The sequence below is a fragment of the Sandarakinorhabdus sp. genome, assembly GCF_987265915.1.
The window spans coordinates 2,886,738-2,903,423 of the sequence record NZ_OZ503948.1; the positions used below are offsets into that span (position 1 = coordinate 2,886,738).

Annotated in this window: 15 protein-coding genes; 10 read left to right on the forward strand and 5 right to left on the reverse strand. The window is 65.1% G+C overall.

The window, feature by feature from the left end:
- The first annotated feature begins 128 nt into the window (after positions 1-128).
- The 6 genes from AC6UUM_RS13795 to AC6UUM_RS13820 all read left to right on the forward strand — a co-directional run bounded on the left by AC6UUM_RS13795 (position 129) and on the right by AC6UUM_RS13820 (position 4,359).
- Entirely contained in the window at positions 129-800 is a 672-nt protein-coding gene (locus AC6UUM_RS13795; protein WP_500802838.1) for a glutathione S-transferase, read from the forward strand.
- Entirely contained in the window at positions 800-1,540 is a 741-nt protein-coding gene (locus AC6UUM_RS13800) for a DUF1499 domain-containing protein (RefSeq protein WP_500802839.1), read from the forward strand. Before AC6UUM_RS13795 ends, AC6UUM_RS13800 begins: the two co-directional genes overlap by 1 nt.
- Positions 1,537-2,679, forward strand: coding sequence for a succinyl-diaminopimelate desuccinylase (gene dapE / locus AC6UUM_RS13805; RefSeq protein WP_500802840.1), 1,143 nt, complete (start codon positions 1,537-1,539; stop codon positions 2,677-2,679). The genes AC6UUM_RS13800 and dapE overlap by 4 nt, the downstream gene beginning before the upstream one ends.
- Before the next feature lie 22 nt (positions 2,680-2,701).
- Positions 2,702-3,019, forward strand: coding sequence for a type II toxin-antitoxin system MqsR family toxin (locus tag AC6UUM_RS13810; RefSeq protein WP_500802841.1), 318 nt, complete (start codon positions 2,702-2,704; stop codon positions 3,017-3,019).
- Entirely contained in the window at positions 3,016-3,417 is a 402-nt protein-coding gene (locus tag AC6UUM_RS13815; protein ID WP_500802842.1) for a type II TA system antitoxin MqsA family protein, read from the forward strand. Before AC6UUM_RS13810 ends, AC6UUM_RS13815 begins: the two co-directional genes overlap by 4 nt.
- 435 nt (positions 3,418-3,852) lie before the next feature.
- Entirely contained in the window at positions 3,853-4,359 is a 507-nt protein-coding gene (locus AC6UUM_RS13820) for a PEPxxWA-CTERM sorting domain-containing protein (RefSeq protein ID WP_500802843.1), read from the forward strand.
- A 96-nt stretch (positions 4,360-4,455) separates the two neighbouring features.
- On the opposite strand, the gene AC6UUM_RS13825 is transcribed toward AC6UUM_RS13820, so the two are convergent.
- The 4 genes from AC6UUM_RS13825 to AC6UUM_RS13840 all read right to left on the reverse strand — a co-directional run bounded on the left by AC6UUM_RS13825 (position 4,456) and on the right by AC6UUM_RS13840 (position 9,556).
- A complete protein-coding gene (locus tag AC6UUM_RS13825) occupies positions 4,456-5,169 on the reverse strand; it encodes a hypothetical protein (protein WP_500802844.1) in 714 nt (237 codons plus the stop codon).
- Between the two features lies 1 nt (position 5,170).
- Positions 5,171-6,358, reverse strand: a complete 1,188-nt coding sequence (locus tag AC6UUM_RS13830) for a toxic anion resistance protein (RefSeq protein WP_500802845.1) — start codon at positions 6,356-6,358, stop codon at positions 5,171-5,173.
- A gap of 127 nt (positions 6,359-6,485) precedes the next feature.
- Positions 6,486-7,646, reverse strand: a complete 1,161-nt coding sequence (locus tag AC6UUM_RS13835) for an aromatic ring-hydroxylating oxygenase subunit alpha (RefSeq protein WP_500802846.1) — start codon at positions 7,644-7,646, stop codon at positions 6,486-6,488.
- A gap of 56 nt (positions 7,647-7,702) precedes the next feature.
- Positions 7,703-9,556 carry a DUF885 domain-containing protein gene (locus AC6UUM_RS13840; RefSeq protein WP_500802847.1) on the reverse strand — a complete coding sequence of 618 codons (1,854 nt, stop codon included), beginning with the start codon at positions 9,554-9,556 and terminating at the stop codon, positions 7,703-7,705.
- A 318-nt stretch (positions 9,557-9,874) separates the two neighbouring features.
- On the opposite strand from AC6UUM_RS13840, the gene AC6UUM_RS13845 reads away from it, so the two are divergent.
- From AC6UUM_RS13845 to AC6UUM_RS13860, 4 genes are all read left to right on the forward strand, one after another.
- Positions 9,875-11,215 (forward strand): MFS transporter, encoded by a 1,341-nt coding sequence (locus AC6UUM_RS13845; protein ID WP_500802848.1) that lies wholly within the window; start codon positions 9,875-9,877, stop codon positions 11,213-11,215.
- A gap of 64 nt (positions 11,216-11,279) precedes the next feature.
- Entirely contained in the window at positions 11,280-12,116 is an 837-nt protein-coding gene (olsB, locus tag AC6UUM_RS13850; protein WP_500802849.1) for a l-ornithine N(alpha)-acyltransferase, read from the forward strand.
- A 42-nt stretch (positions 12,117-12,158) separates the two neighbouring features.
- Positions 12,159-13,046, forward strand: coding sequence for a c-type cytochrome (locus AC6UUM_RS13855; protein WP_500802850.1), 888 nt, complete (start codon positions 12,159-12,161; stop codon positions 13,044-13,046).
- A 7-nt stretch (positions 13,047-13,053) separates the two neighbouring features.
- Positions 13,054-13,716, forward strand: coding sequence for a DsbA family oxidoreductase (locus tag AC6UUM_RS13860; RefSeq protein WP_500802851.1), 663 nt, complete (start codon positions 13,054-13,056; stop codon positions 13,714-13,716).
- A 159-nt stretch (positions 13,717-13,875) separates the two neighbouring features.
- On the opposite strand, the gene AC6UUM_RS13865 is transcribed toward AC6UUM_RS13860, so the two are convergent.
- Entirely contained in the window at positions 13,876-16,671 is a 2,796-nt protein-coding gene (locus tag AC6UUM_RS13865; RefSeq protein WP_500802852.1) for a M16 family metallopeptidase, read from the reverse strand.
- Positions 16,672-16,686 lie beyond the last annotated feature (15 nt).

The following is a 16,686-nucleotide window of genomic DNA, read 5'->3' on the forward strand; positions in this document are numbered from 1 at the left end:
CGTCCAGCGCCAGCGCATTCTCAGTTGCAACAGGGCCGGCAAAGGCGCGTGCGCAACCGAGCGGCGGGTTGCCGGCATGCGCCGATTGCGCGATGATTGCGGCCATCCAGAACCGGGGCCGGCATTCCATGAAGATCATCATCGGCAATCGCACCTATTCCAGCTGGTCGATGCGCGGCTGGCTTGCCGCCCGGCAATCGCTGCTGCCGTTCGAAACCGAACTGAGGGTGATGGATTCGCCCGCCTGGATATCCGGCGAGGCCAAGCACGACATGCCATCGGGCAAGGTGCCGGTGCTGTGGGATCATGGCGAAGCCGTGTGGGATTCGCTGGCGATCATCCTCTATCTGGCTGACAAGGCCGGGCATGACCGCTTCTGGCCGCGCGAGCCCAAGGCGCGGGCGCTGGCCTATGCCATGTGCGCCGAAATGCACAGCGGGTTTGCCCCGTTGCGCAGCAAGTGCCCGATGGACTTGCAACATCATTTCCCCAATTTCGTTGCCCCGGCCGAGGTGCAAGCCGATGTGCGCCGGCTGGAGACCTTGTGGGAAGAAGCGCTGGGGCGGTTTGGCGCCGAAACCGGCGAACCCTGGCTGTTCGGCCGCTTCAGCGCCGCCGACATCATGTTCGCGCCCACCTGCACGCGCATCGACAGCTATCATCTACCAGTGGGCGATGTGGCGCGCGCCTATGTGGACCGCGTGCTGCAACACCCGTTCGTGATCGAATGGCGCGATGCCGCGATGACCGAGGATTACAGCTTCACCCGCTATGACATTCCGGGCGGGATGCGGCGCTGATGGCCGATACGGCCGGCGCCAGATCGGGTTTTTCAGCCAAGATCGCCCGCGCCACGCTGGCCGCCGCGCTGCTGGTGCTGCTGGCCGGGCCGCTGCACCGCTATGATGTGCTGGGCTGGCAGGCGGCGCTGGGCCTGTTCGCCATGGCGGCGTTGCTGTCCGGCATCGGTGCCATCTGGTGCCTGGTGCAGCTGCTGCGCCGGCGCGGCGGCACGGTGACGGTGGTGGCCGCGGCCGTCGGCTTTGCGGCGGTTGCGGCCGCCCTTGCGTTGGCGGTGGCCGGCAGTGACAAGCCGCCGATCAACGACATCAGCACCGACATGGCTGAACCGCCGGCCTTCGTGGCCATCAATGGCGATGTGCGCGGGCCCGATGTGACGCCGATCGGGTACAACCCGGCCTTCGCCCCGCAACAGGCCCGCGCCTATCCCGATATCCGCCCGCTCGATCTGCCGCTGCCGCGTCCCCAAGCCTATGATCTGGCGCTGGCGGCGTGCGAGCAAGATTGGCAGATCATCGCAGCGGATCGCGCCGCCGGCCGTATCGAAGCGGTGGCGCGCGTCGCCTGGTGGGGCTTTCGCGACGATGTGGTGATCCGGCTGACCGCAAACGGGGCCGGCACCCGCATCGATGTGCGATCGAAATCCCGCGTCGGGGAAGGCGATCTCGGCGTCAATGCGCGGCGCATCGCCGCCTATCTTGACCGGCTGGCGGTGTTGATGCGCAAGGCCGGACCATGATCGATCCGATTTTGCTCACCCAGGCCCTGATCCGTTGCCCCAGCGTGACGCCCGCGGATGCCGGCGCGCTGGATGTGCTGGAAGCCGCTTTGTCCGGCCTGGGCTTTGCCTGCACGCGGCTGCCGTTCGGCCATCCGCCCGATGGCCCGATCGACAATCTGTTCGCCACCATATCCGGATCGCCAGGCCCACACTTCGCCTTCGCCGGCCACAGCGATGTGGTGCCAGCCGGCGATCTGGCCGGTTGGAGCGAGGACCCGTTCGCCGCCGAAATCCGCAATGGCTTCATCGTCGGGCGCGGCGCCGCCGATATGAAGGGCGCATTGGCCGCCATGGTTGCCGCCTGCGCGCAGCATCTGTCACGCGGCCCATTGCAAGGCCGCCTCAGCCTGATCATCACCGGCGATGAAGAAGGCCCCGCCACCTTTGGCACCAACAAGATGCTGGATTGGCTGGAGGCCAATGATCTTGTGCCCGATCTGTGCCTGGTCGGCGAACCCACTTCGCAGAGCCACCTGGGCGACATGATGAAGATCGGCCGGCGCGGCAGCCTGAACGCCTGGATCACGGTCAATGGCGCGCAAGGCCATGTCGCCTATCCGCAGCGCGCGTCGAATCCGATCACCCCGCTGGTGGCGATCTTGGCCGAACTGAAGGCGCGGGTGCTGGACGACGGCAATAGCTGGTTCCAGGCGTCGAACCTCGAAATCACCGATATCAATGTCGGCAACCCGGCCACCAACGTCATCCCCGCCCAGGCCCGCGCGCGGGTGAACATCCGCTTCAACAACGAACACACGGGCGCATCCCTCTCCGACTGGATTCGCCGCACTGTCGCCGCCCACGCGGCGTCCGCCCATGTCGATATCGCCATCTCCGGCGAAGCCTTCCTCACCGAACCCGGCCCATTTTCGACCATGATCGCCACTGCCATCCACGACATCACCGGCGAAACGCCCGACCAGTCCACCACCGGCGGCACCAGCGACGCCCGCTTCATCCGCCGCCTGTGCCCGGTGGTGGAATTCGGCCTGCCGGGTCTGAGCATGCACAAGGTGGACGAACAGGCGGCGGTGGGGGACTTGGAGAAACTGACCGCAATATATGCAGCGGTGCTGGCGCGGGCGTTGCTTTTTTAACCCTCAAGGTGTATCAGGTCGCATGATCAAACGCCGCCCGCACCATGATTTGCAGGCGGTGCAAGCGAAGTTCGCCAAGATGGAGACACTGGAAATCACCCGCACTGCCGTCTCGGCCGCCCGCGGCCTGGGCTTCGGGTTGGCTGACGTCGTGGATGTTGTGCAAGCCCTCGAACCGGGCGATTTCATCAAATCGGAAACAGCACACAGCCCGCCCAACCCAAAAATCTGGCACGACAGCTACAGCCTGCCCTGGGACGGTCGGCAACTCTATCTGAAGTTCGCCGGCGAAACGTTGATCGACGTGGTGCTGACCTCCTTCAAGGAACGCGGCCAATGACGGAAGAACGCATCCATCCGCAAACCGGCAAGTCGCTGCGGCGCGGCGTGCGGGCACAGGCCATAAGGTTCGGGGCCTTCGCCCGCAGCGTCGATGTGCCCGGCTGGTATCCTGACGATGACAGCGATGCCCTGTTCAGCGGCACCGATCTGGCTGAAAGTGATCGTATCTATCAGGAATTGAAAACGGCCTATGCCGCTCATGTCCGGCGGGTGCGCAAGCAACTGGGACTCACCCAGGAAGAGGCGGGTCGTTTGATCGGCGGCGGCCGGCGCGCCTTTCAGAAATATGAAAGCGGGGTGATGGCACCCAGCGACGCGGCTATTGGTCTGATCGAAATTCTCGCCCGCAATCCGCAAGAAGTCGAAACCTTGAAAGCGCTGAGAGAAGCCGCCTGACCTTGCCCCTCGCCATAGCGCGCTTCCAGGCAGCGGCCCTGCACGCGCAGGCCGTCGCGATCGGCAGGCGAAGGGGCGATCGGGGACCCGTCGCCTAACTGAGCAACTCAAGACAAGCCTGAAAACATCCATCCAATCGGCAGACTTCATCAGCTTTGCTGGACAGGCTGTGGCCGGTGAAGATGCCAAAGCCATGACAGACCGGCATGGCGCAGCGGCTGCCAAATGGCGGCACGACATTGCGTCGGAACAGGCGTCTGGGTCTGACCTGCAGTGGGCTTGCCGCAGCGTTCCATGCCTGGTTCATTTTGGGGACCAAAGTTCTTTACAGGATTATTGATCTATCATTAATTATTCGTCGGTCATCAACCGGGGAGACAAGCAATGATCAAAAAGCTTCTGCTGGGTGCAATCCTTGCATTCGGTGCCAACACCATGGCGCAGGCCGCCACCGTCACCAAATATTTCCTGTTACAGAATTTGGGTGTCACAACGGCCAAGGGCTCCTTCAGCTATGACGACAGCATTGTCGGCAATGTGCAGGGCTACAACAACCTGTCCGATTTCTCGCTTCGGGTCTTTAGCCAGGGCAATGTGGCCAATTATAATTTTTCCACTGTCACAGCGTGGGACAATTATCGTCACTTCGGCTACAATACGGTGTCGAACAGCTTTTATGGGGGCACCGTCGGCGGCAATCAGGGCTGCTGCGCCAGCTATCTGCTGTCGGCCTATTCACCCAATCTCAGCGATGGGGGCTTCGGCTTCAGCAATGGCCAGATCGAGTCTCACGTAGCCGGGGTCTACAGCAATACCGTTTACGACAGCATCACGATCAGCAACAACGCCGTGCCGGAACCGGCCACCTGGATCATGCTGGTCGCAGCCTTCGGTTTGACCGGTGCGGTCATGCGCCGGCGCCGTTTGGCGGTCGCCGCCTGAAAACAGGCGGGGCCAGCCGCCGCGCCGGTGCCTTGGCATTGGCGCGGTGGCGGCCCCGCACCTGTCACAGGCGATTGCAGCCGCAGCCCGGCAGGGTCAGCCGCCCTGCCCCTCGCCATAGCGCGCTTCCAGAAAGCGGCCCTGCACGCGCAAACCGTCGCGATCGGATTCGGCCAGCAACGCCGAGGCGCGCGCCAGTTCGGCCTCCACCGTCTTCAGGCCATCGACCACCGTGGCTTCCGGCGTGCGGCCATCATGCTCCACCACATTGGCGCGCTGGATCGTTGGGATGCGCGTATAACGATCCACCAGTTCGGGCAGATGGCTGCCGAGCAGCCGGCCGATATCCTGCGCCACCGGATGATCGGCCGGTACGCGCGCCAATTGGGTTTCCAGCGCCGCCAGTTGCACGGCGATGCCATCGAGTTGCGGCGCCGCCAGCCGCGGCAATTGCCGGCGCTGTTTGTCCAGCAAGGCCTCGGTGATGCCGGGCAGTTCCGCCGGAGTCGCCTTGTCGATCTTGTCCACATCCGGGCCGCCGATCGGCAGCAGCATGCCGGCGATCCCCGCCATCGGCAGCAGCACCAGCGCCAGCAGGAACAGCCCGATGCCGGCGCCGCCCGCCATCCAGCCATAGACGATGAAGGCCACCAGCGAGGCCAGGAACGCTGCCATGCCGCGCGTCACTCGCTTGGCCATGTTGGCCTTGCGCTTTTCCCAGCGGCGGTTGCGCGCCATCTGTTGGGCTTCGGCGCGCGCCAGCCGGCGCCGGCGCACGTCAGCCTCGTTCAGCGGAGCGCCACTGGCCATCTCAGCTCAGCGCCGTCAGGCTGCTTTGCGGGCCCGCGTTCTGGGCTTCGGCCTGGCCTTGCGCGCGCGCCACATAGGCGCGGCTCTTCTCCACCTCGATGCTCAGCGTATCGACCGTGGTCTTCATCGCTTCCAATGATTTCAGCTTGAACGTGTCGATGGCGTCCATCGTCTGATAGACATTCTGGAAGGCGCGTTGCAGCGTTTCCACCGGAATGGTGCTGCTGGCCGCCTGTTCGTGGATGCTGGCGGTGTTGTTCTTCAACAGCTCGCCGGTCGAATCGATGATGCCGGCCGTGGTGGCGTTCAGCGACGTGATCTGTTCCAGCACCAGTTTCTGGTTGGTCATCGCTTCGGCCACCGTCACCGCGGTGCGCAGCGCGCTCACCGTCGTCGTGCTGGCGCGATCCACGCCCTTCATCAGCTCGACATTGTTCTTCTTCACCAGATCGAGCGCCAGATAGCCTTGCACCGACACGGCGAGCTGCGTCAGCAGATCCTGCGTGCGCTGGCGCACATAAAACAGCGCGCTCTCGCGCAGCGCCTTGGCCTTGGCCGGGTCGCTCACATCCAGTTCGGCAGCCTTTTCCTCCAGCCGGCTGTCGAGCACCTTGGACATGTGGACCATCTGTTCCAGCTTGCCCATCGCGTCCCACAGCTTGGCGCGCTCATCCTCGACGGCGATATTGTCCTTCAGCAATTCGTCCTTGCCGCTTTTCAGCGCGCCCAGGATGGCGTTGATATTGCCCTGCGCGCTCTTGTAGCTGTCGAAATAGCTGCGCAGCTTGTCACCGCCGAACGGGATCAGGCCAAAAAGTTTCTTGCGGCCGGTCATCTTGCCGGATTTGCCGGGATCGAGATCCTCGACGATCTTCCTGAGCTGCACCAGATCGGCGCCGATCCCCGTCTCCTTGTTGATCGCCCGGGTCGGCCGTTCCAGAAAGCGGTTGGATTGCGCCGCGGCGCGGGCGATTTCGGTGGCGCCCAGATTGGCCAGCGCATCGACCTTCTTGCCGAATTCCGGGCTGGAAGCGTCAGTGGCGATCAGATCATCGATGAAACTGTCCACCTTGGCATCGAGCGCCGCGCGCTCCTGATCCTTCAACGGCACCAGCCCGGCGGCGCGGGTCGGCGCGATGGCGCTCACCGCAACAGGGGCTTCCAGCTTGATGGCAACTTCGTCCGACATTGTTCTCACTCCTGCCGCGCCACCCTAGCATGGGCGCGGCGCACCTACACCTGTGTTAGGATTGCGACACGGTTTTGCAAGAGGCGAACATGCACAAATCGCCCGGACTACCCGGTTCAATCGGCCATCAGCCCTGCCCCATGAGCCCCGCCAGCGTGTCATGCAGCGTGCCGATGCCCTGCTCCATCCCGCCAATGAGGATATGGTCGACCGCGCCCGACATCAGCCCTTCCTGGCCCAGCGCCGCAGCGCGGAAATCTTCGGAACCGAACACCGCGCCATCGAGCAACGCCCAGCTTTTCGCCCAGTGCCGCTCGGCCTTTTCATCGCGCGGCGGTTCGGGGATCAGCATGAAATCCTCCACCCAGGTCTCGCCCACCCCGCGCGGCATCACCACCATGATGTTGATATAATCCGGGCTGGCGACGATCACCGTGCCCGGCGTCAGCGTGTAGGTGAAGGTCATGGTGCGCCGCAGGTCGCGCATGTCATCAAGGTCCATGCCGTCCAGCGCCGACAGCCGGGCCACGGCCGAGCGCTGGTGCGGCCCGATACGGTCGCCCGTGGTCACGCCATCCTGAAAATAGGGCGCGATGGTGTTCGCGTGCAGCCGGAGCACATGGTAGCTTTCCAGGAAGGCATCCATGATCAGCTTCCAGTTCGCTGCCACCTTGTGGGTGCGCCGCGCATAAAGATGCTGTTGCGGGAAGCCGATGGCATCGAAATCTGCCGCCAATGGCCCGGCGGCCAGGCTGAAATCCGGCGCGCGCTCGCGGTCCAGCCCCACCCAGATCAGCCCGCCAGCCTCCAGGCTCGGCATTTCGATCAGGCCGCGCTCGGCCTTGTCCAGCCCGGCGAAGCTTTCGGCGCGCGGCAGACCCTTCAGCCGGCCGTCTGTGCCATAGCTCCAGGCGTGATAGGGGCAGACCAGCGCGGGCGACTTGACCAGATCACACCCCTCCACCAGCCGCGTGCCGCGATGCCGGCAGACATTCATGAACACCCGAACCACGCCCTTGCCATCGCGCGATATCAGCAGCGGCAAACCAAACCCGTCATGCGGCACCGCCATGTTCGGCTGCGGCAGCAGGGCGGATGGCGCAATCACCACGGGGAGCCGTTTGAACACGCGGGCCCATTCCGCGGCGAAATGATCAGGGCAGGTGTAGGCGCTGGCCGGAATCTCCCGCATTACACCGCTGGCCGGCCGTCCCGCCGCCGCTGGAATCCCGGCCGCCAGCGCGCGCTGGCCGGGGGTGGGGTGACGGTGCGTGAAGGCAATATCCATAGGGCAAAGACTGACTCCTTTCCCCTCCCGGCACAAGCCGCCCCAAGCTGACAGGATCAGCCTTTGCGGGCCGCAATCCAGTCATCCACCCGCCGCTCCATAACCGACAGCGGCTGTGACCCCGACGCGATCAACAGATCGTGGAAGCCCTTGATGTCGAACTTCGCCCCCAGCGCCTTTTCGGCTTTGGCACGCACTTCCATGATCTTCAGCATGCCGATCTTGTAGCCGGTGGCCTGACCTGGGTAGGTGATATAGCGGCGCACTTCCGAACGCGCCATTTCCGGAGAGGCGCGGCCGGTTTCGTTCATATACTTCACCGCCTCGTCCTCACTCCAGCCCAGCGCGTGGATACCGGTATCCACCACCAGCCGGGCCGCGCGGAACAATTCGAATTCCAGTCGCATGAAATCGGCAGCGATATCGGGGAAGGCGTTCATTTCCGAGCACATGCGCTCCGCATACAGCCCCCAACCTTCGCCGAACGCGACATAGAAAATGACGGCGCGGAACTTCGGCCCGCCCTTCTGCCGCACCTGGACATCCTGCTGCATGTTATGGCCCGGCACCGATTCATGACACATCAGCGTGTAGAGCGAGGCCGGGTCCTCCTGCATGCCAACCAGGTGGACGAAGGTGCGCGACGGGCGCTTGCCATCCGGGCTGGGCGCGCTGGCGTGGGCAGCACCACCAGCCAGTTCGCTGAACGCCGGTTCACGCACCACTTCGATGCCATAGGCCGGCAACGTGCCGAAATACGGCCCCAGCAGGCTGCGGACATGGCCGACGAAGCGATTGGCTTCCTTCAGATAGGCCTCACGCGCCGCATCATCATAGGGCTTGAGCGGATATTGCTGCGCGCGCAGCGCATAAAAGGCTTGGCGGTCCTTCACGCCGGCCTTTTGCGCCAGCGCATCCTGCTCCGCCTCGATCCGCGCTACTTCCTTGCGGCCGATGGCGTGGATCTGATCGGCGGTCAGATCGGTGGTCGTGTTGATCTTCAGCGCATTGGCATAATAGGCGGCACCACCTGGCAAGGTGATGGCGCCCACCTTACCCGACGGCGCGGTGGCCAGCGAACCCTTGGCCCAGTCGATCACCCGGCCATAGGCCGGCTGCAAGGTCAGAATCGCGGCGCGTGCCTCGGCGAGCAGCGCATCGGCATCGGCCTGCGGCAGCGTGCCGGCCGCGACCAGCCTTTCCGTCTTGGCCTTCACATCGGCCCACAACGCCGAATCCCGGGCCATGCCGGCGGCGTCGCCAAAGGGCGCGCCGCTGATCATGCTGGTCGAACCGGTGATGACGGTTTCAAGATGAAATTTCGGTACAGGAATGCCGGCAGCCTGGCTCGCCGTGGTGCGGGCGATGGCCACATCCAGCACCGCCGGGATGCCGCGCAGGCGGGCGATATAGTTTTTCAGATCGGTCGCACTTGCCACCCTGTGGGTGTTGATCAGGAAATTCGGCAACTGGATGTGCGGCGCCGACAATATGCGGACATTCAAGGGCGGGCGATAGATGCGTATGCTGCTATTCAGCACGGCATTTTCGGCTTCCAGCGCCCAGATATCATAATTCGTCTGGCCTTCGGCAGAAAGGCGGGCGCGGTCAAACATCGCCTTCATGCGCGCCACACTGGCCTCGCGCCACGCCACCTGGGCTCTGTCGGCGGAATCGCTGATGTCGTTCCACCGGTCGCCGCCAGTCTGCAGGCCCAATCGCGTGGCGGTCTCTGGCTGCATTTTCAGCCATTCGGCAAATTCGCTGTCCAGAAACGCCGTCAGGCGCGCATCCTCACTGGCCGCCAGCGCCTGCGCCGCCTCCGGGGCCTGCGCTGCCGCTGGCAGGCCGGCCACCATCAAAGCCGCGCCAAGCGCGAATAAGCAGGTGGTGAACAAATTGCGGATCATGCCAGTCCCCCGTCTATATTAGAAAACGCTATCCGCCCGGCGCGCCGCCGTAAAGCGGGCTGTCGGATACACGATCATAACCTTGCCGATGTCGCCGACAGGCCTGTCCTACAGGCCCCGGATTGCGTTAGACTATACGCCCGGACGGGTTGCAGGCTGGGTAACTGAACGCTTCAAGATATATCTTGTTCAGCCCCAAAACACCGAAAAAGCGGAACCTTTGTAACCTTGTAAATAACAATCAGACGCTGCCTCCCCACCCAGCCGAAAAAATTTCGCTGCCATTGACAGCCCCCACGCCGACGCCAAGGTGCCGCCATGACCCAGCCTGCCAGCAGCTCATTCCTTGCCGCCATCAAACCCTATTTCGAGGCCGGGCCGCTCGGCGCGCTGGCGCTGGGGATGGCGTCGGGCACGCCCTACACGATGATCGCCTCGACGCTCACCACGCGGCTGGCCGAAAGCGGCATCGAGAAGAAATCGGTGACGGCATTCGGCCTGGCGCTGCTGGTCTACAGCTTCAAGCCGTTGTGGGCGCCGCTGATCGATCGGGCGCGGATCCCGGTCTTGGCGGGCCTGATCGGGCAGCGGCGGGCGTGGCTGGTGGTCGCGATCCTGATGGCCAGCGCCGCCATTGCCTGGCTGGGTGCGCTCGATCCGGCGGCCGATATCGGCCTGTTCGCGGTGGCGGCGGTGGCGGTGGGCTTTGCCGGGGCGACGCTGGATATCGTGATCGATGCCATCCGCATCGAATGGCTGCGCGCCGATCAGATGGGGGCGGGTTCCGGGATGACGCAATATGGCTGGCGCATGGGCAGCTATATCGCCGGCGCCGGCGCGCTGCTGCTGGCCAGCAATGGCGGCGGCGAAAGCAATTGGGGCCTGGCCTATCTGGCGGCGATCATCCTGTTCCTGCCCTCGCTGGTCGCCGCCGCCTTGCTGGGCGAACCCAAACGCCCGCCGGTGGTGCCGTCCGGCAAGGGCTTTGCCGCGATGGTGCGGGACAGCATTGTCGCGCCCTTGGCGGATTTCCTCACCCGCAAGGGGGCGTGGATGGTGCTGGGCTTCGTGCTGGTGCACAAAGTCGGCGATACCGTATGCCAGCTTTCAATCCGGCTGTTCTACAATGATCTGGGCTTCACCAAGGCCGAAGTCGCCTATTACGACGTCTCGCTGGGCCTGTTCGGCTATCTGGGCGGGGTGTTCCTGGGCGGCATCCTTTACAAACGGCTGGGGCTGGCCGGATCGGTGTTTCTCTCCCTTTTGCTGATGGGCATTTCCAACGCCGCCTATGCGGGGCTTGCCATCATCGGCCATGATGTATGGGCGCTGGCAGCGGTGCAGGGCTTTGAAAATCTCGCCAGCGGCATCGGCGGGGTGACGGTGGGGGCGTGGCTGTCGCTGCTCTGCGATCGGCGTTTCACCGCGACGCAGTTTGCGCTGTTGTCATCAGCCGCCGCCATCTTGGGCCGGGCCTTCTCCTCGGGCACCGCCGGTGCGCTGATCGAGAGCCTGGGCTATGTCGATTTCTATTGGCTGACCACGGCCCTGGCCTTGCCCGGGGTGTTGATCTTCGCGTGGTTGTGGCGGGCTGGGCTGGTGATGGCGGATGACAATGCCGCCAGCGACGGCAACGCAACTGCAACGTCGGTGTCATGAACCATGCACATCCCTGTCATATGACAGGGCTATGGCAGGTCACCCGCCGCTTTGGAGCAGCCGCATGCTTGCCCTTTCTCGCGCCACTGAAGTTGCCCCGGCCATCATCGCCCGGGCGCCGGCCATCCACCGCGCCGGCCTGCTCGATGTGCGGCTGGCCGCCAGCGAGGCGGAAATCGCCGCCGCCCAGGCGCTGCGCTACGAGATTTTCTATGACGAGATGGGCGCCCAGCCCTCCGCCGCCATGGCGCGCCAGCGCCGCGACATCGATGCCTATGATGCGGTGTGCGATCATCTGCTGGTGATCGATCATGCTGACAGTGCCCGGCCGCGCGTGGTGGGCACCTATCGCCTGCTGCGCCAGGATGTGGCGCAGGCGAATGGTGGGTTTTATTCGGCCGGCGAATATGATCTGTCGCGCTTGATCGCGCAAAGTGCGCCGGGCCGGCAATTGCTGGAACTGGGCCGCAGCTGCGTCGCCCCGGAATGGCGCACCGCCGCCACCATTTCCCTGCTGTGGCGCGGCATCGCCTCCTATCTGGCGCAGCACCGCATCGGCCATCTGTTCGGCTGCGCGTCGCTGCACGGTGCCGATCCGCACCTGCATGCCGCCGAATTGTCCTATCTTTATCACCATCATCTGGCGCCGCCGGAGCTGCGCGCCACCGCGCTGCCGCCGCATCGGGTGGACATGAACCGGCTGCCCGCTGCCGCCATCGACACCCGCGCCGCTGCCCGCGCGCTGCCGCCGCTGGTGAAGGGCTATTTGCGCGTCGGGGCGATGGTGGGTGACGGCGGCTTTGTCGATCACCAGTTCAACACGGTGGATGTGTTCGTGGTGATGCCGGTCGATCGCATCACCAGCCGCTATGCCGAACGCTTTGGTGCGGCCAACGATTGAGAGGGTTTTCCTACGGCATGCTGGTCATGCTAGCGTAGGGACATGAAGGCCCGACTGTTCATCGCCCTTGCCGCCGGCATCATGCTGGCCGCACAGGCGCCTGCGCCAACCATCCCGGACGAAGCCGCCATTCCGGCTGGCCCGGCCGGCGACGCCATAAGGCGCGGGCTGGCCATCTTCACCGACACGCGCGCCGCCGCGCCGCAGCATGCCGGCAACCAGTTGCGTTGCGCCAATTGCCATCTCGATGCCGGCCGCACCGCAGGTGCCGCACCGCTCTGGGCGGCCTATGGCAATTTCCCGGCCTTTCGCGAGAAAAACGGCCGCATGAACAGCTTTGAAAAGCGGGTGCAGGATTGCTTCATCTATTCGATGAACGGCGCGCCGCCGCCCATGGGCGGGGAGGTGCTGCTGGCGGTGTCTGCCTATGCCGGCTGGCTGGCGCAGGGCCAGCGCATCGGCGTGTCGCCGCCGGGGCGCAGCTTTCCGGCGATTGCGGCGCCGGCCACGCCGCCCGACGATGTGCGCGGCCGGGCATTGTTTGCCGAACATTGCGCGTCGTGCCACGGCGAAACCGGCCAGGGGCTGATCGAGGGCGCCACCGTGGTCAATCCGCCGCTGTGGGGGCCGGGCAGCTTCAACTGGGGGGCCGGCATGGCGCAGGTGGACAAGGCGGCGGCGTTCATTCGCGCCAACATGCCACTGGGCAACGGCGGCACGTTGAGCATCAGCCAAGCCTGGGACATCGCCTGGTTCATCGACGGCCAGGTCCGCCCGCAAGACCCGCGCTTTGTCGGTGACCTGGCCGCCACGCGCAGCGCGCATCACAACCGGCCCTGGAGCCGCTATGGCACGCGGGTTGCCGGCCGCCTGCTCGGCGATGCGGCCAGCACGCCGCCGCACCACACGCCCGCCGGGCATGATTTCTGAAAGGCCCATGATGACCCAAGCTGCCCCCCTGCGCATCGATTTCGTTTCAGACATCGTCTGCCCGTGGTGCGTGATCGGCATGAAGGCGCTGGAACAGGCGCTGGCCAATCTGGATGGCGAGGTGGCGGCGGATTGGCATTTCCACCCGTTCGAGCTCAATCCCGGCATGGCCCCCGAAGGCGAGAACAGTGCCGAGCATATCGCGCGCAAATATGGCCGTTCCGCAGGTGAAAGCAGTGGTGCCCGCGAGCACATCAAGGCCATGGGCGAACAGATCGGCTTCACCTTCAAGGGCGGGCCTGATTCGATGATCTGGAACACCCATGATTGCCACCGGCTGCTGCATTGGGCCGAACTGGCCGGGCGCGCCCATGCGCTGAAGACCGCACTGTTCGAAGCGCATTTCACCCGCGGTGAACCGCTGAACGACCCCGAAACCCTGATCGCTGCGGCAAGCGCCATTGGCCTCGATGCCGATGCCGCCCGCGATGTCCTCAGCTCCGGCCGCTATGCCGACGAGGTGCGCGCCGATCAGGCCTTCTGGCGCGAGGAGCAGGACATTCATGCCGTGCCGGCCATCATCTTCAATGGCAAATACGCCATCATGGGCGGCCAGCCGGCGGCGACGTTCGAAAAGGTGATCCGGCGGATTGTCGCGGGGGAGGTCTGACCCCTCTCTCCTTGCGGGAGAGCGCGACTCGGCGCCAGCCAAGCGGGGTGAGGGGTGGTGCCCCTCGCCCAATCAACCAATTGGGTGCTTGCCCCGCCCCTCTCCCGGGCCGCCCGCGGCGTCTCTCGACCTCTCCCCAAAGGGGAGAGGTGACTATGGTCACTCCGGTTTCACCACCTCCACCGGCAGGCCGAGCGTCTTCAGTTGCGGTTCCACCTTGGCGCGGTCACCGACCACAATCCACAGGAGCTGGCCCGTATCGAACAGTTGCACTGCCTTGTTGAGATCCTCGACGGTCAGTGCGCCCAGCCGGCGCGCGGCGGTGACGTAATAATCATCCGGCCGGCCGAACAACTGGTTGCGCTCCATCGCCGACAGGAAGCTGCTGCCGCGTTCGAATTCACCGGGCAGGGCGAGCACGCTGTTGGCAATGGTGCGGCCGCGTTCTTCGGCGCTGATCGGCCGGGTCGTCTTGATCGCCGCGATATCGGCTTGAATCGCCTTGATGCTGTCGGCAGTGCGGTCGGTCTGCACCGGGGCATAGATGATGCTGTAGAGCTGGCCCTTGCCATCGGAAATACCGGCAAAGGCACCATAGGCCCAGTTCTTCTCCTCGCGGATATCGGTGTTGATGCGGCTGGTCGAAAGCCCGCCCAGCACATCGGCGGCGGCGCGCTGGGCGATCAGATCCTGGGTTCCCGTGATCGGCAGCAGGCTGCCGGCGAGGATCAGGCTTTGCGGGCTGTTCGGGCGATCGACGAACAGGATGCGGGCCGGTTTGGCGGGCGCGGGCGCTGCGGCAGCCACCGTGCCGCGTGGCACCGCCGGGTCGGCCTGCCAGCGGCCGAATGCGGATTCCAGCAGCGGCTTCAGTTCCTCGGCGGTGATGTCGCCCGCCACGAACAGGGTGCCATTGTCCGGGCGGATCCAGCGCTTGTGCCAAGCGATCAGCGCATCGCGGCTGAGCGCCTTCACGCTGGCCGGGGTGCCCAGCCCGCTCGGTGGCGCGCCATAGGGGTGGGCGGGGCCATAAAGCGTCGGGGTGAGCAGGCGCTGGGCGATGCTGGCCGGGGTGCTGGCTTCCTGCGCCAGCGCGCTCAACATCTGGCCGCGCACGCGTTCGATTTCAGCCGGCGGGAAATCCGGGCGCTGCACGATGGCCGCGAACAGCGCCAGCGACTGCGGCAGATTGGATTTGAGCGCATCCAGACTGAGCTTGGTGCGATCGAGCCCGGCGCCGGCACCGATGCCGGCCCCCAGCCGCTCGCGCAGTTCGGCAATGGCCGGGCCGGTCAGCCCGTCATGGCCTTCATCGAGCAGCGCCAGCGCCAGTTGCTGAATGCCCAATTGGCTGCGTTCATCGGCGGCCATGCCGCCTTCCAGGCTGAGCAGCATGCGCACCAGCGGCACGGTGGTGCGGCGGGCGAGTTCGACCTTCAGGCCATTGGCCAGCGTGAAGCGTTCGATGGCCGGCCATTGCAGCAGCGGCGGTGTGCCAACGGCGGGTTCGGCCATGCGGGGTGGGCCTTTTGCGGGCGCGGCGCCGGCGGCAACCTTCGGTGGCGGCGGCACCTCTTCGGCGGCCGGGCGCTCACCGGGCAGCACGGTCTGCACATAGGCCCCCTGCCCCAGCCAGCGTTTGGCGGCGGCCTGCACCGCCACCGGCGTGGCATTGGCGTACCAGCCCAGTTCGGTGCGATATTGATCGGGATTATTGGCATAGACCGCGCCTTCCGCCAGCGCGACCGCCTTGCCGCCGGAGCCGCCGACGGCTTCGAGGCCGCGGATGGTGCTGGCGACATTGCGGGTGGCCACGCGGGCCACCTCGTCGGCAGTCGGCCCCTTGGCGATGAAGTCGGCCAGCATTGCCTTCACCTTGGCTTCGACATCGGCCAGCTTGGCGCCAGGGGCCAGGGTCACCTCGATTTCGGCCATGCCGACCTGTTCAAAGGCCTGCACGCCGCCGCTGACCGCCACCGCCAGCCGCGATTCGCGCACCAGCGCGTTGAACAGCCGCGAGGAGGCACCGCCCGCCAGCACGGTGAGCGCGATATCGGTCTGCACCGACGCCTCGTCGAGCCGGCCCGGCACCGTCCAATTGAAGCTGAGGCGCGGGGACGGGATGCGGTCTTGCAGCGTTTCGCGGCGCTCCTGAGTCCACTCCGGCACCGGCGCCGGCAGCCGCTTCACCTCCGGCCCGCGCGGGATGGCGTCGAAATATTTGGTCACGAGGGTGCGCGCCGTGGCGACATCGATGTCGCCGGCCAGCACCAGCACGGCGTTGTTGGGGCCATAATGGGCGCGGAACCAATCCTGCACGTCCGCCAGCTTGGCCGCATTCAGATCGCTCATCGATCCGATCGTGTCGTGGGCGTAAGGGTGGCTGGCCGGGAACAGCGCCTTCAGCGTGGCATATTGCGTCAGCCCGAACGGACGGTTGTCGCCTTCGCGCTTCTCGTTCTGCACCACCCCGCGCTGCGCATCGAGCTTGGCTTGCGTCACCGCGCCGAGCAGCCAGCCCATGCGGTCGCTTTCGAGATACAGTGCCAGATCGAGCGCCTGGGTCGGCACATTCTCGTAATAATTGGTGCGATCGAACCAGGTGGTGCCGTTGGCATCGGTGGCGCCGACATCCTCCAGTTTCTTGAAGAACACGCCGTCGTTGTTCTCACTGCCATAAAACATCAGATGTTCGAACAGATGCGCAAAGCCGGATTTGCCGACCGGCTCGTCGCGCGACCCGATATGATACCACACGCTCAACGCGACGATCGGCGCCTTGCGATCGGTGTGGACGATCACCCGCAGACCGTTGGGCAGGGTGAATTGCTCATAAGGCAGGCTGACCTGATCGACGAGGCGGGCAATGCTGGTGGGCGCGACTGCAGGTTGGGCCACAACCGGCCCTGCCAGCATCAGCCCCGCCACAACCGCCGTGATCAATTTCTGCAACATGCCCGGTCCTTGCCG